The following is an 11,902-nucleotide window of genomic DNA, read 5'->3' as shown; positions in this document are numbered from 1 at the left end:
GCTGCGGGACCGACCGATACGCGAATGTATCGGGGTCTCAGTATCCCACGGTGATGAGCAGGCCCAGGAGGACTCCGAGACCCACGGCCGCGACCGTCGCCGCGAGCGTGCCCACCGCGTTGAGCAGCGCCCGCCGGCGCCGGCGCCGCTGGATCAGGAGCACCGTCTCGACCGAGACCGCGCTGAAGGTCGTGTACCCGCCCAGTAGTCCGACGCCGATCACCGAGTTCCACACCGGTTGGAGCTCCAGCCCCAGCAGCAGGCTGAGCGCGAACGAGCCGGTGACGTTGACGAGGAAGATGCCGAGGGGGAACCTGTCTGGGCGTCCGCGCATGACGAGCGCGTCGACGACGTACCGCAGGCCGGCACCGGCGCCGCCGGCCAATACCGTCGCCACGAAGGTCAGGTCGATCACCGGGCATCCTCCGGGGGTTCGATCTCACCCGGCACATCGGCAAGCCGCCGCCCGACCCAGACTCCGGTGGCCGCCGCGAGCAGTCCGCCGATCACGGTGAGCGCGGCCAGTCCGAGCCCGAGGAGAACGGCCGGAGGCTCCGGTGGTCCGTCGATCCGGATCGCGGTGCCGACGACCACGGTCTGCAGGGCGAATGCGCTGTAGGTCGTGAATCCCCCCAGCACCCCGGTGCCGAGGAAGGCCCGCACCAGCGGCCTGCGATCGTCGAGTCGGCCGACGACGACGCCGAGCAGTCCCGAGCCCACGATGTTCACGATCATCGTCGCCACGACCGCCACCTCGAAATCGTCGCCCATCGACGGCACGATCGCCGCGCGGACGGCGACGCCCAGCATCCCTCCCAGCACGACGACTCCGAGCGTGGCGGGCGAGATCGGCGTCGTGGTCACGGCTCAGACTCTACGGCGCCGATCTAGTGCTCCCCCAGCAGCGCGCGGATCGCCGACTCGGGCGAGACGCCGAGTTCGAGCAGCCTGCCCTTGCGATAGGCCGCGAACACTCTCGGGTCGATGTAGCTGCCGCGCGCGACGGCGATCGTGTTGCCCAGCGCTTCGGCGGTCGCGCGCACGGCGAGCTGCTCGGCACGCTTGAGGTCTGTCTTGGTGTCGACGGTGCCGATGCGCGCCAGGGCATCGGCGGCGAGGATCGTGCCGCGGAGGGTGCGGAAGTCCTTCGCCGTGAAGCGTCCGCCGGTCAGCGCCCGCACGTGCGCATTCACCTCGGCGGGCGTCAGGGCCACGTTGCGCCGCCCACGGCGATACGCGAGCAGTCGTGAGCGAGGCCGCCCGGCACCGAGAAGCTCGATCGTCGCGGCGAGGTCGCCGTCGTCGATCTCGATGAACGCCCGCCGGCCGCTCTTCGCCGGGAACGAGAGCGTCACGACCGAGGCCGCCACCTGCGCATCGCGCCGCTGCAGCGTCGTGAGGCCTCGGCTGCCGTACCGCTCGAGGTAGCGGGCCGACCCCACGCGGGGAGCGGCGAGGTCGAGCATGCGGAACGCCGCCGCGAGCACGCGCTCCCGGTCGAGCTCGGGCCGGCGCAGCGCCGTCGTCACCCGGCCGCGGGCGTGCGGGAGCGCCTCGGCGAGCGCGAGGGCCCGCGCGTACTTGCCGGTGTCTTGCTTCTGCCTCCAGCGCGGGTGATAGAGGTATTGGCGCCGGCCCGCCTCGTCGGTGCCGACGGCCTGGATGTGCCCGAGCGGGTCGACACTGATCCACACGTCGTCCCATGCGGGCGGAATGACGAGATCTCGGATGCGGTCGGCATCGGCCGTCGCCGGTGCGGCACCATCGGCGTCGAGGTAGCGGAACCCTGTGCCGGCGCGCACGCGTCGGAATCCGGGGTCTTCGTCGGGGTGCACCCGCCGCAGTCGCGGCATCAGTGGGTGCGCAGCATGTCGATGAGCTGCGCCTTGCGCTTTCCGGAGTACCCGCTCAGGCCGAGCTCGCGCGCACGGCTGCGTAGCTGGTCGACCGTCCAGTCTTCGTAGTCGCCCGCTTTGCCGCCTCTGCGGCCGACCGCCGACGCCCCTTCGTTCGCGATGGCGTTGGAGATGCGGGCGGCCTTCTCTTTCGATGCGCCTTCGTTGCGCAGCTCCTCGTACAGCTCGGGGTTCTTGAGGCTCCCGGATCCACGTCCTCGAGGCATGTTTCCCCTCCTTCGCTCGACGTTCCGGACGTTACCGGCGCCTGGCGCACCGGCCGAGGGGGTTGACAGGCTCGGAGGCCACCGATAGCCCGCGCTGCTAGCACCGCGGCCGAGAGGATTCAACCCCCTGCTCAGGCGCGACCGGACATGTCAATGTCGGAGCATGAACCTTGCTCTGATCATCATCATCGTCGTCGCGGTCGTCATCGCCATCGTCAGCGGCCTGAACGCATCCCTGCAGTGGCTGCTCTGGGTCGCCCTGATCGTCGGTGTGATCGCGCTGATCGCGTTCCTGTTCCGCTTGATCAGCGGACGCAATCGCGCCTGACCCCCAGCAGGCGCCCCGATCGGCCCCCAAGCGATCGGAAAGCGCTCCCCCAGAGCGCGGATGCCGCGGAGTCCGGATTTCGGACCCGCGGCATCCCTCTGTCGGGGCGGATGCAACGCCTCGACAGGCTCGGCGACCTGGGTGCTCACAGGTGCGCGTCGGCGTAGGCGGCCAGGACGTCCCGCACGAATGCGGCTCCCTCCACCCCGCCGTAGTTCGCCGCGAACCGCGGGTCGGCGACGTACATCTCGCCCAGCCCCCGCACGTATGCGGCGACGTCGCTCGGCGTGCCGGCGGCGGCGGGCGTGCCGGGGATCCCGGTCAGCCACTCCACGTGCCGGCGCGCGATCGCCTGCGCCTCGTCGCTCGTGGGTTCGATGCCGCGTGCGACGGCGTCGGTCCAGTCGCGGTTCAGCTCGGCCGTGCGGGCCTTCCAATCCGCCTTCGCCGCAGCATCCATTCCGCGCCACCACGCATCGCTGCGTTCGTAGGCCTCTGCACCCCAGCGCTCGGTCACCTCGTCGCGGTGCTGCGTGTGGTCGAAGCCGTTCAGCATGTCTTCTGCCATCAGTCGTTCACCTCCTCTCACTGCCTCGATGGTCCGTTCGACCGACGCGATCTGCCGCGTCAGCCGCTCCTGCTCCTGGCGCAGCCACGCCAGGTGGGTCTCCAGGGCACTCGCCTCCGAGCTCTCGCGCTCGAGCACCTCGCCGATCTGCGGCAGGCCGAGCCCGAGTTCGCGCAGCAGCAGGATGCGCTGCAAGCGCACGAGGCTCGTCTGGTCGTAGTAGCGATAGCCGTTGTGGCCGACGCGGGACGGATGCAGCAGCCCGAGCGCGCCGTAATGCCGCAGCGTTCTGCTCGTCGTGCCGGCCAGTCGCGCGATGTGCTGGATCGACCACTCGTCGGTCATGTCGTCTCCCTTCGAGATCGACCCTAGAACTTGACGTCACGTCAAGGTCAACCCGATCCTGACGGATTTCTTGACGAAGACGCGATATATCGTGTTAGTCTTCCTTCAACGCGATATATCGTGTTTCACCAGAACCCAGGAGAACTCATGACTCTCGAGAAGTGGATCATCCACCCCGGCGAGACGCGCGTCATCGACATCGAGACGGCACGCAAGCTCAAGATCAGCCTCGTCGGCGGGCAGGTCGATGTGATCGCCCACGACGAGCCCGGCATCCGCATCGAGGTGCACGGCGTCACCATCAAAGACCTCCGCGTCGAGGCGACCGGAGACGTCGTCGAGATCGACCACCCGCAGCTGCGGTGGGACAACTTCCTCGAGGTGTTCCGCAACTTCGGCTCAGGCGGCCCCAAGGCCGAGGTCAGCGTCGCCGTGCCCCGCTCCATCGCCCTCACCCTCGGCGTCGTCACCGCGAGCGCGCTCGTCGCCGGCCTCGACAACGACGCCAAGCTCAACACCGTCTCGGGCGACATCATCGTCGACGGCCTCACCGGCGACCTCAGCGTCAACGCCGTCTCCGGCGATGTGCAGGCGCGCGGCGTCGTCGGCGCGGCCGGCGCCAACTCGGTCTCGGGCGACGTGGCTCTCGCGGGTCGCCTGCGCAGCGCCTCGATCGACACCGTCTCGGGCGACATGATGATCGACACGAGCGGACCGATCAACACGATCAACCTCAACACCGTGTCGGGCGGCACCACGATCCGCCTCGACGAGGGCCTGCCGGCCAACTACGTCGTGCGCAGCGTGAGCGGCCGGGTGCAGATCGACGGGGTCAAGCGGTCGACCTCGACCCCCACCAACTACGCCGACTCGGTGGGCGAGCTCAGCGGATCGTTCGTCGACGTGCGGGCCAACTCGGTGTCGGGCGACGTGACCGTGCTGCGGCGCGCGGTGGAGGCGGCATCCGAGCCGACCCCCGTCGAGGGCGCACCCGTCGAGGGCTCGTCCGACACGGCCGGCGACGAAGGGCAGGCCTGGTGATGGCCCCCGTCTTCTCCCACGGCGACCTGCGCCTCTATCTGCTGAACCTGCTCGACGAGGGTCCGCGGCACGGGTACGACATCATGCAGGCCCTGTCGGATCGCACCGGCGGCACGTACACTCCCAGCGCCGGCACCATCTACCCGCGGCTCGCGAAGCTCGAAGAAGAGGCCATGGTCACCAAGACCGTCGACGGTCGCAAGACGATCTATGAGATCACCGACGCCGGCCGCGCCGAGGTGGCGGCCCGCTCGGGAGAGCTCGAAGGCATCGAAGCGGGTCTGGCCGACAGTGTGCGGCTCATCGCCGACGGCGTGCGTGCGGGCGTGCAGGAGGCCATGAAGAGCCTTCGCGCCGACCTCGCCGCCGCCGCGAAGGCCGACCGTGCGGCTCCGCAGCCGCAGCCGGCGGCATCCGACGACTCCCGCACGCGCTCGCGCGAGCAGGTGCATCGGGTCGACGCCGTGGTCAACGAATTCCGGGCGCGGCTGCGCAGCGATGTGCGCACGCACGTCGCCCGCGGCGGTCAGCTGGCCGCCGAGACGGTCGACGACCTGGCCCGGCGCCTCGATGAGGCCGCGCGCGAGGTCACGAGGGCACTGCGCGGCTGAGGCCTGCGGCATCCGCTCGTCCCGACGGCGGGCGGATGCGGCGTCTCACGCCTCCGGCCAGATGTCCTGATCGTCGGCGACGGGCTCGCCCAGCGGCACGACCAGGATCGGCCGGTGCTGGCGGTGCGCGAGGCGCGCGGCCACGGAGCCGGTGAAGAACTCGCGGATCGACTCGCCGAAGCCGCGCTTGCGGGTGCCGATGACCAGCAGCTTCGCGTCGGTCTGGTCGGCGAGGTGCTTGATCGCGAGAGCGGGGTCGCCGACCAGCTGGCGCACCGTCCACTCGACGCCCGACCCTTCGAGGGTCGCGGCGGCCTCGGCGCGCACGCGCTGCAGGTCGCTCTCGCCGCCTCCGACGCTGATGTCGATCGGCGCCGTGTGCACATAGCCGTCGGGGTCTTCGTAGGTCACGAACCGGGTCACGTCGACATGGACGAGCAGAAGCGGAGCCCCGAGCAGCTTCGCGTAGCGCGCACCTTCTCTGACCACGCGGGTCGGAAGACCCGGCACCACGCCCACCAGCACCGATCCGCGGGGGGCGTCAGCGAGTTCCGCCGCCTTGTCGTATGCCTCGTCGCTCATATCGGCGGAACACTCCCTCTCCGGTGTGGCGATCGGCCCACCCAAGCCGGGCCGGGAGACCGCCGTGTTATCCTGAATGCTACTCTTACCGGCCTCGAAGCCGGATCGACGTCAGCGGGCTCGCACGAAAGCCCGCATCTCAGAAATGAGGGGGTCTCGCATGGGGCGTGGCCGTCAGAAGGCGAAGCACACCAAGATCGCTCGCGAACTGAAGTACGACACGTACAACGTGAACTACTCAGCGCTGGAGCGCGAACTGGGGCACCCGGAAAACGCCGAGAACGAGTACGTCGACAAGTGGGCAGATCAGTACGCCGACGAGTACGAAGACGAGAAGGCCTGACCCCACCGGTCACGTCGTTCGCACTGCCCGGTCTCTGGGCAGGCGGCTCGACACGTGCCATGCGCCTCGGCGCACGATCTTCTCCAGATCGTGCGCGCGGGAGCGGAAGTCGTCGGCCGTCGTCGACAGCGACACCGCTCCGATCGTTCGCCCACTCGCCGAACGCACGGGAGCTGCGATGCAGGCGAGCTTCGGCATGTACTCCTCCACCTCCACGGCGATCTGCAGCGCCCGCACCTCGTCGAGCTGGTCGAGCAGCGCCCGCTCGGAGGTGACCGAGCCGAACGCGACGGCCGGCGCGCCATGGCGCTCGAGGTAGCGACGCACCCCGTCGTCGTCGCGGGCGGCGAGCATGAGCTTGCCGAACGCCGTGACGTGCGCGGCCTCGGCGAAGCCCACGTGCAGCTGGCCGATGCGCGGATGGGCGGCTGAGTCGGCGACGTGCGCGATCGCGATGTCGTCGCCGCGGAACACCGTGAGGTAGGCGGGAGCGCGGGCATCGTCGCGCATCACCTCGAGCACGCCGCGCACGGCAGGGGTCGCCACGATCTGCGACCTCACGGCGCGCCCGAGCCCGTCGGCGGCACGCCCCAGCACGAACCTCGCCCCCTCGGCCCGCACGATGAAGTCGTGCGCCTGCAGTGTGCCGATGAGGCGATACGTCGTCGCGGGCGACAGGTCGAGCAGGCGCGCGAGCTCGGCGGCGGTGAGTCCGTCTGCCGCTCTGCCCACGGCATCCAGAATCCGCAGCACGCGGTCGGCCGACCGGATCCCCGCGCCCTCGCGAGACGACTCTGCGCCCATGCCGCCAGTGTAGATCCGGGCGCGTTTCGCGCTGAGTGAGAATCTCAGTGCGCGGATGCCGTCGCCCGCGCGCAGGATCGGGTCACCTGTTCAGAGAGGAACGACCCATGACCGAGAAGATCCTGATCCTCACCGGCGACGCCGCCGAGACCCTCGAGGTGTTCTACCCGTATCACCGGCTGCAGGAGGCCGGGTACGAGGTGCACATCGGCGCCCCGGAGAAGCGCAAGCTGCAGTTCGTGGTGCACGACTTCGTCGACGGCTTCGACACGTACACCGAGAAGCTCGGGCACACATGGAACGCCGATGTCGCCTTCGCCGACGTCGACCCGGCCGCCTACGTCGCGATCGTGGTGCCCGGCGGCCGCGCACCCGAGTACATCCGCAACGACGTCGACGCCCAGCGCATCGTGCGGCACTTCTTCGAGAGCAATGAGCCGGTCGCGGCGACCTGCCACGGCCCGCTGCTGCTGGCCGCGGCCGGCGTGCTCGCGGGGCGCACGTCGTCGGCGTACCCCGAGCTGGCGATCGACGTGACGACCGCCGGCGGCGTCTTCGAAGACGGCGGCGGAGTCGTCGACGGCAACCTCGTGACCGCGCGGGCCTGGCCCGACAACGGCACGTGGATGAAGGCCTTCCTCGAGGTGCTCGAGGGCGCGAAGGTCAGCGCCTGACGGTCGCCGGCTGCGCTCGGCGCGCCGCCGCCCGGCGCGCGCGCCGGGCGTGCCACCACGCCCAGAACCGGTCGAGCATGCGCTTGAGCCAGCTCGACAGGCGGTGCGCCCAGTGGAACTCGGTGCCCAGCACCGCGAGGCCGAGGAACACCACGAGCCACCCTGGCCCCGGCAGCGGCACCAGCACGAGGCCGCCGAGCACCATCACGGTGCCGACGATCGCAACAGCGACGCGATAGGCGTGCTGCAGGCGCGGATGCCGGGCGATCCACGCGCGGCAGCGGCGCAGCATCCGCCGGATCGGCCGATCGGGCCGCTCCGCCTCGACGATCTCTGCGCGCACGGTGCGCTCGAGGGCCGAGGCGGTTTCAGACGACATGACCCGACGCTAGCGCCCGACCCGGGGAACGGGCTGGGAGCCGGCGCGCTTCGGCCGCGACGTTTCGTCTCGGTCGCTGCGCTCCCTCGCTCAACGCCCGGGGTTGTTCGTTCCGGGCGTTGAGCGAGCGCAGCGAGACGGGGACGACCCCCGGGCGTTGAGCGAGCGCAGCGAGACGGGGACAACCCCCGGGCGTTGAGCGAGCGCAGCGAGACGAAACGAGGTGGGGTGGGTCTCGATACGGCCGCTGCGCGGCCTACGGTTCCTGAGTAGCGCCGCGCAGTGGCGCGTATCGAAGGGCGACCTTGACCCGGGTCAAGACTCCTGGGTGCCCTCGACCCAGGCGAGGTACTCCTCGGAGACGGTGCCGGTCACGTAGCGGCCGTCGAAGCAGCTCATATCGAGGTCTTCGACATCGGGCGAACCCTCGAGGATCGCGGCCTTCAGGTCGTCGATCTCCTGGTAGACCATGTAGTCGGCGCCGAGCTCCTGCGCGATCTCGGGGATCGTGCGCCCGTGGGCGACGAGCTCGTGCCGCGAGGGCATGTTGATGCCGTAGACGTGCGGGTACCGCACCGGCGGCGCGGCAGAGGCGAACGTGACCGTCTTGGCGCCGGCATCCCTCGCCATCTGGATGATCTCCTTCGAGGTCGTGCCTCGGACGATCGAGTCGTCGATCAGCAGCACGTTCTTGCCCTTGAACTCGCTCGACATAGCGTTGAGCTTCTGCCGCACGCTCTTCTTGCGCACCGCCTGCCCGGGCATGATGAAGGTTCGGCCGACGTAGCGGTTCTTGTAGAAGCCCTCGCGGTACTCGATGCCGAGCTTGCGGGCCACCTGCATCGCCGCCGGCCGCGACGAGTCGGGGATCGGCATGACCACGTCGATGGCGCCGGCCGGGGTGTACTTCGCGATCGTGTCGGCCAGGCGCTCGCCCATGCGCAGCCGCGCCTCGTAGACCGAGATGCCGTTCATCTCGCTGTCGGGGCGGGCGAGGTAGACGTACTCGAACGAGCACGGCATGAGCTTGGCGTCTTTCGCGCACTGCTTGGTGTGCAGCTTGCCGTCGATGCTGATGAACACGGCCTCGCCGGGCTCGACGTCGCGCACGATCTCGAAGCCGGCGTTCTCGAGCACGAGCGATTCGCTCGCGACGATCCACTCGTAGCCCTCGCCGTCGAGCGCGGGGCGCGTGCCGAGGATCAGGGGACGGATGCCGAACGGATCGCGGAAGGCGAGGAGGCCGTAGCCGGCGACGAGCGCGATCGTCGCGTACGAGCCCTCGACGCGCTCGTGCACGCGCGAGACGGCGGTGAAGATCTGCTCGGGGTCGAGCTGCAGCCCCGAGATCGAGCCCTGCAGCTCGTTGGCGAGCACGTTGACCAGCAGCTCGGTGTCGGAGCTCGTGTTCAGGTGCCGGCGGTCCTTGTGGAACAGCTCGTCGGTGAGCTCACGCGTGTTGGTGAGGTTGCCGTTGTGCACGAGCACGATGCCGTAGGGCGCGTTGACGTAGAAGGGCTGCGCCTCTTCTTCACTCGAGGCCGTGCCCTTGGTCGCGTAGCGCACGTGCCCCAGGCCGATGTTGCCCAGCAGCCCCCGCATGTCGCGGGTGCGGAAGGCCTCTCGGACCTGCCCGCGCTGCTTGTTGAGGTGGAAGACCCCATTGGGCTCGGCCGTCGCGATGCCGGTCGAATCCTGCCCGCGGTGCTGCAGCAGCAGCAGGGCGTCGTAGATCTCCTGGTTGACGGGGCCGTTGCCGACCATTCCGACGATGCCGCACATGGGGTGTTACTTCGCTCCGTTGTCTGCGTAGGTGCCGACCAGGCGCACCGCGCCGCCGTCGACGCCCTTGGCGCCCTGCTCATACTCTCCCGCGGGCGTCTCGCCCGTGTTCACGACGCCGACCTGCCACGCGGCGATGCCGTCGTGCGCGAGAGCGGATGCGGCAGCATCCGCCTTGTCGGCCGCGACGACCGCGAGGAAGCCGATGCCGAGGTTCCAGGTGCCCTCGGTCTGCTCGAGTGCGAGCCCGCCGAGGTCGGCGAGCACGCGGAAGACCGGGGGCGGCGACCAGGTCGTGCGGTCGACGTCGACCCACGAGCCTCGGGGCAGCACGCGGGCGAGGTTGGCCGCGATGCCGCCGCCGGTCACGTGACTGAGGGCGTGCACGCCGTCGCGGTCGCCGTCGGCGAGCTCGGTGATCAGCCGCAGCAGCGGCGCGGTGTAGAGGCGCGTGGGCTCGAGCAGCGCCTCACCCCACGTCGTGCCGAAGTCGGCGGCGTTGTCGCCGTAGGACACGCCGGCGCCCGAGACGATGTGGCGCACGAGCGAGTAGCCGTTGGAGTGCAGGCCGCTCGAGGACAGGGCCAGCACGACGTCGCCGGTCTGCACGCGCTCGGCGCCCAGCACGCGACCGGCTTCGACGACGCCCGTCGCCGCCCCCGCGACGTCGTAGTCGTTGATTCCGAGAAGACCGGGGTGCTCCGCCGTCTCGCCGCCGACGAGGGCCGTGCCCGTCTCGGCGCAGCCGTCGGCGATGCCGCGCACGATGTCGGCGATGCGCTCGGGGAAGACCTTGCCGCACGCGATGTAGTCGGTCATGAACAGCGGCTTGGCGCCGACCACGACGATGTCGTCGACGACCATGCCCACCAGGTCGCGCCCGATCGAGTCGTGCTTGTCGATCGCCTGGGCGATGGCGACCTTGGTGCCTACGCCGTCGGTGCTGGTGGCCAACAGCGGGTGCGCGTAGGCACGCAGGGCGGAGGCGTCGAACAGCCCCGCGAATCCACCCACTCCGCCGAGGACCTCGGGGCCGTGGGTGCGCCGAACGGCCGACTTCATGAGTTCGACGGCCAGGTCGCCGGCGGCGGTGTCGACGCCGGCCTCCGTGTAGGGGTTCGCCGAGGCGTCGCGGGAGGATGCTGCCACGCTGACAGCCTACCGGGCCTGAGCGACCCGATCCCCGTGCGGGGCGTCGCCCCTACAATGGCCGCATGGGTGGGGCGGCCTCTCCGGAGTGGCTCATTCGCGAGGATGCGGGCGAGCCCGTTCTCGTCGCCCTCTATCTGCGCCAGGTGCTCGGCATCCGCACCCCAGACGAACTGCCGCACCTGCGCGGTGTGCCCACCGCGACCGAGCTGCGCGACGACGATGCGCAGGCCGAGCTCGAGCGCCAGTGGCGCTCGTATTGGGAGATGACGGTCGAGCCGCAGGCGCACCCGTCTCCGATACCGCTCATGCTCGTCGACGGCTTCGACACCCTCGTCGCCGTCGCCTCGGAGGGCTGCGAGCAGCTGGTGGCCGCTGCGGCGCCGCACGCGGCGGCATCCATCGCCTTCGCCCGCTCGGCGCACGATCGCTACCGTCGCGATGTCGGGGCGCGCTCGGGCGGGCACTCGTATCGCGCCTACGCCAGCGCGATCGCCGAGCACGAGCGGCAGGTGGGCCGGCGCGCGCACTCGTTCGAGCTGAACGTGCAGGTGCTGCCGCTCACACAGCGCGGCGTCTGGTGGATCGGCGCTCTCACGATCGCCGTGACCGACGGACTGCGCGGCGACGTCGCGGCTTTCGACACCGCGATCAACCCGATCATCGCCGAACTGGCGTAGGGGTCAGGCCTCGGGGTCGTCCGTCACCTGGATGCGCTCGTGGTCGACGAGCACCTCGCGCGCGCGGCGCGCGGCCCGGCGGTCGAGCCAGACGGCGATCAGGCCGAACACCGCCAGGCCGATGGGCACGCAGTACAGCGCGAGGAAGCCGAACACCTGCAGCGGCGTGTAGGTGACGCCGCTCGTGGTGACCACCTCGCCGCCGCCGAAGGCGAACGTCAGGATCATCGCGACGACGACGCCGACGGCCGCCCCGAGCAGCAGGAACACCGAGAGCTTGGGCGCACGGCGCACCGATACCTTCTCGATGTGCGGGCGGGAGTTCGGCTGATCGGCCATGGGTCCATTGTCCCACTGCCGGGCCGTGCCCCCGCCCGCGAGCTGACGCGCCGCCCGAAACCGCGCGTACCCGCTGAAACCCTGGTCTGCGTGGGTGAAACCCGCCGTGCACGCCGAAACCCACCCCCAGCCCGAGGGTTTCGGACCGAGAGGTG

At 70.1% G+C, this 11,902-nt stretch carries 17 protein-coding genes; 6 read left to right on the top strand and 11 right to left on the bottom strand.

What is annotated here, in order from left to right; translation table 11 throughout:
• Window positions 1-37: 37 nt before the first annotated feature.
• Genes OAW74_RS14935 through OAW74_RS14920 form a run of 4 tightly spaced genes read right to left on the bottom strand, consistent with a single transcriptional unit; the run spans window position 38 to window position 2,122 of the window.
• Window positions 38-415: a fluoride efflux transporter FluC gene (locus tag OAW74_RS14935; protein WP_262875191.1), complete on the bottom strand. Its 378-nt coding sequence runs from the start codon at window positions 413-415 to the stop codon at window positions 38-40.
• Window positions 412-864 carry a fluoride efflux transporter FluC gene (locus tag OAW74_RS14930; protein WP_262875190.1) on the bottom strand — a complete coding sequence of 151 codons (453 nt, stop codon included), beginning with the start codon at window positions 862-864 and terminating at the stop codon, window positions 412-414. The genes OAW74_RS14935 and OAW74_RS14930 overlap by 4 nt, the downstream gene beginning before the upstream one ends.
• A 23-nt stretch (window positions 865-887) precedes the next feature.
• On the bottom strand, window positions 888-1,853 hold the full coding sequence (locus OAW74_RS14925) for a DNA topoisomerase IB (RefSeq protein WP_262875189.1): 966 nt from the start codon (window positions 1,851-1,853) through the stop codon (window positions 888-890).
• Complete coding sequence (locus tag OAW74_RS14920) at window positions 1,853-2,122, bottom strand: Rho termination factor N-terminal domain-containing protein (protein WP_262875188.1); 270 nt, start codon at window positions 2,120-2,122, stop codon at window positions 1,853-1,855. Before OAW74_RS14920 ends, OAW74_RS14925 begins: the two co-directional genes overlap by 1 nt.
• Window positions 2,123-2,285: 163 nt before the next feature.
• Here OAW74_RS14920 and OAW74_RS14915 point away from each other — a divergent pair, with 163 nt between their 5' ends.
• A complete protein-coding gene (locus tag OAW74_RS14915) occupies window positions 2,286-2,450 on the top strand; it encodes a hypothetical protein (protein ID WP_262875187.1) in 165 nt (54 codons plus the stop codon).
• Window positions 2,451-2,595: 145 nt separating this feature from the next.
• On the opposite strand, the gene OAW74_RS14910 is transcribed toward OAW74_RS14915, so the two are convergent.
• A complete protein-coding gene (locus OAW74_RS14910) occupies window positions 2,596-3,363 on the bottom strand; it encodes a MerR family transcriptional regulator (RefSeq protein ID WP_262875186.1) in 768 nt (255 codons plus the stop codon).
• A gap of 147 nt (window positions 3,364-3,510) precedes the next feature.
• Here OAW74_RS14910 and OAW74_RS14905 point away from each other — a divergent pair, with 147 nt between their 5' ends.
• Both OAW74_RS14905 and OAW74_RS14900 read left to right on the top strand, forming a co-directional pair.
• Window positions 3,511-4,404: a DUF4097 family beta strand repeat-containing protein gene (locus OAW74_RS14905; protein WP_262875185.1), complete on the top strand. Its 894-nt coding sequence runs from the start codon at window positions 3,511-3,513 to the stop codon at window positions 4,402-4,404.
• Window positions 4,404-5,015: a PadR family transcriptional regulator gene (locus OAW74_RS14900; RefSeq protein ID WP_262875184.1), complete on the top strand. Its 612-nt coding sequence runs from the start codon at window positions 4,404-4,406 to the stop codon at window positions 5,013-5,015. Before OAW74_RS14905 ends, OAW74_RS14900 begins: the two co-directional genes overlap by 1 nt.
• A gap of 45 nt (window positions 5,016-5,060) precedes the next feature.
• Here the strand turns inward: OAW74_RS14900 and OAW74_RS14895 are convergent, their stop codons facing one another.
• On the bottom strand, window positions 5,061-5,597 hold the full coding sequence (locus tag OAW74_RS14895) for a universal stress protein (protein ID WP_262875183.1): 537 nt from the start codon (window positions 5,595-5,597) through the stop codon (window positions 5,061-5,063).
• A gap of 160 nt (window positions 5,598-5,757) precedes the next feature.
• Here OAW74_RS14895 and OAW74_RS14890 point away from each other — a divergent pair, with 160 nt between their 5' ends.
• Window positions 5,758-5,940: a DUF3073 domain-containing protein gene (locus OAW74_RS14890; RefSeq protein WP_262875182.1), complete on the top strand. Its 183-nt coding sequence runs from the start codon at window positions 5,758-5,760 to the stop codon at window positions 5,938-5,940.
• A gap of 9 nt (window positions 5,941-5,949) precedes the next feature.
• Here the strand turns inward: OAW74_RS14890 and OAW74_RS14885 are convergent, their stop codons facing one another.
• Window positions 5,950-6,744: an IclR family transcriptional regulator gene (locus OAW74_RS14885; protein ID WP_262875181.1), complete on the bottom strand. Its 795-nt coding sequence runs from the start codon at window positions 6,742-6,744 to the stop codon at window positions 5,950-5,952.
• A gap of 107 nt (window positions 6,745-6,851) precedes the next feature.
• On the opposite strand from OAW74_RS14885, the gene OAW74_RS14880 reads away from it, so the two are divergent.
• Window positions 6,852-7,418 (top strand): DJ-1/PfpI family protein, encoded by a 567-nt coding sequence (locus OAW74_RS14880; RefSeq protein WP_262875180.1) that lies wholly within the window; start codon window positions 6,852-6,854, stop codon window positions 7,416-7,418.
• Here OAW74_RS14880 and OAW74_RS14875 read toward each other — a convergent pair.
• The 3 genes from OAW74_RS14875 to purM all read right to left on the bottom strand — a co-directional run bounded on the left by OAW74_RS14875 (window position 7,408) and on the right by purM (window position 10,728).
• Window positions 7,408-7,797: a TIGR02611 family protein gene (locus OAW74_RS14875; protein WP_262875179.1), complete on the bottom strand. Its 390-nt coding sequence runs from the start codon at window positions 7,795-7,797 to the stop codon at window positions 7,408-7,410. The genes OAW74_RS14880 and OAW74_RS14875 overlap by 11 nt on opposite strands.
• A gap of 315 nt (window positions 7,798-8,112) precedes the next feature.
• Window positions 8,113-9,579, bottom strand: coding sequence for an amidophosphoribosyltransferase (gene purF / locus OAW74_RS14870; protein ID WP_262875178.1), 1,467 nt, complete (start codon window positions 9,577-9,579; stop codon window positions 8,113-8,115).
• Window positions 9,580-9,585: 6 nt separating this feature from the next.
• A complete protein-coding gene (gene purM / locus OAW74_RS14865; protein WP_262875177.1) occupies window positions 9,586-10,728 on the bottom strand; it encodes a phosphoribosylformylglycinamidine cyclo-ligase in 1,143 nt (380 codons plus the stop codon).
• A gap of 65 nt (window positions 10,729-10,793) precedes the next feature.
• Between purM and OAW74_RS14860 the strand changes: the two genes are divergently transcribed.
• The gene (locus OAW74_RS14860; RefSeq protein ID WP_262875176.1) at window positions 10,794-11,408 is read left to right on the top strand and encodes a zinc-binding alcohol dehydrogenase; all 615 of its coding nucleotides are present in this window, start codon (window positions 10,794-10,796) and stop codon (window positions 11,406-11,408) included.
• 3 nt (window positions 11,409-11,411) lie between these two features.
• Here the strand turns inward: OAW74_RS14860 and OAW74_RS14855 are convergent, their stop codons facing one another.
• Window positions 11,412-11,747: a potassium transporter Trk gene (locus tag OAW74_RS14855; protein WP_262875175.1), complete on the bottom strand. Its 336-nt coding sequence runs from the start codon at window positions 11,745-11,747 to the stop codon at window positions 11,412-11,414.
• Window positions 11,748-11,902 lie beyond the last annotated feature (155 nt).

The organism is Microbacterium fluvii (genome assembly GCF_025515205.1).
GTDB classification, from domain to species: domain Bacteria; phylum Actinomycetota; class Actinomycetes; order Actinomycetales; family Microbacteriaceae; genus Microbacterium; species Microbacterium fluvii.
The sequence above is the reverse complement of the archived record's forward strand: the minus strand, read 5'-3'. Positions and strand labels throughout refer to the sequence as shown.

What these genes read in the sequence shown, in the direction of transcription:
- OAW74_RS14905 (WP_262875185.1), top strand. Translation starts at nt 3,511, where the DNA reads ATGACTCTCGAGAAGTGGATCATCCACCCCGGCGAGACGCGCGTCATC.
- OAW74_RS14855 (WP_262875175.1), bottom strand. Translation starts at nt 11,747, where the DNA reads ATGGCCGATCAGCCGAACTCCCGCCCGCACATCGAGAAGGTATCGGTG.
- OAW74_RS14915 (WP_262875187.1), top strand. Translation starts at nt 2,286, where the DNA reads ATGAACCTTGCTCTGATCATCATCATCGTCGTCGCGGTCGTCATCGCC.
- purF (WP_262875178.1), bottom strand. Translation starts at nt 9,579, where the DNA reads ATGTGCGGCATCGTCGGAATGGTCGGCAACGGCCCCGTCAACCAGGAG.
- OAW74_RS14925 (WP_262875189.1), bottom strand. Translation starts at nt 1,853, where the DNA reads ATGCCGCGACTGCGGCGGGTGCACCCCGACGAAGACCCCGGATTCCGA.
- OAW74_RS14860 (WP_262875176.1), top strand. Translation starts at nt 10,794, where the DNA reads ATGGGTGGGGCGGCCTCTCCGGAGTGGCTCATTCGCGAGGATGCGGGC.
- OAW74_RS14880 (WP_262875180.1), top strand. Translation starts at nt 6,852, where the DNA reads ATGACCGAGAAGATCCTGATCCTCACCGGCGACGCCGCCGAGACCCTC.
- OAW74_RS14920 (WP_262875188.1), bottom strand. Translation starts at nt 2,122, where the DNA reads ATGCCTCGAGGACGTGGATCCGGGAGCCTCAAGAACCCCGAGCTGTAC.
- OAW74_RS14910 (WP_262875186.1), bottom strand. Translation starts at nt 3,363, where the DNA reads ATGACCGACGAGTGGTCGATCCAGCACATCGCGCGACTGGCCGGCACG.
- OAW74_RS14890 (WP_262875182.1), top strand. Translation starts at nt 5,758, where the DNA reads ATGGGGCGTGGCCGTCAGAAGGCGAAGCACACCAAGATCGCTCGCGAA.
- OAW74_RS14875 (WP_262875179.1), bottom strand. Translation starts at nt 7,797, where the DNA reads ATGTCGTCTGAAACCGCCTCGGCCCTCGAGCGCACCGTGCGCGCAGAG.
- OAW74_RS14895 (WP_262875183.1), bottom strand. Translation starts at nt 5,597, where the DNA reads ATGAGCGACGAGGCATACGACAAGGCGGCGGAACTCGCTGACGCCCCC.
- OAW74_RS14900 (WP_262875184.1), top strand. Translation starts at nt 4,404, where the DNA reads ATGGCCCCCGTCTTCTCCCACGGCGACCTGCGCCTCTATCTGCTGAAC.
- OAW74_RS14885 (WP_262875181.1), bottom strand. Translation starts at nt 6,744, where the DNA reads ATGGGCGCAGAGTCGTCTCGCGAGGGCGCGGGGATCCGGTCGGCCGAC.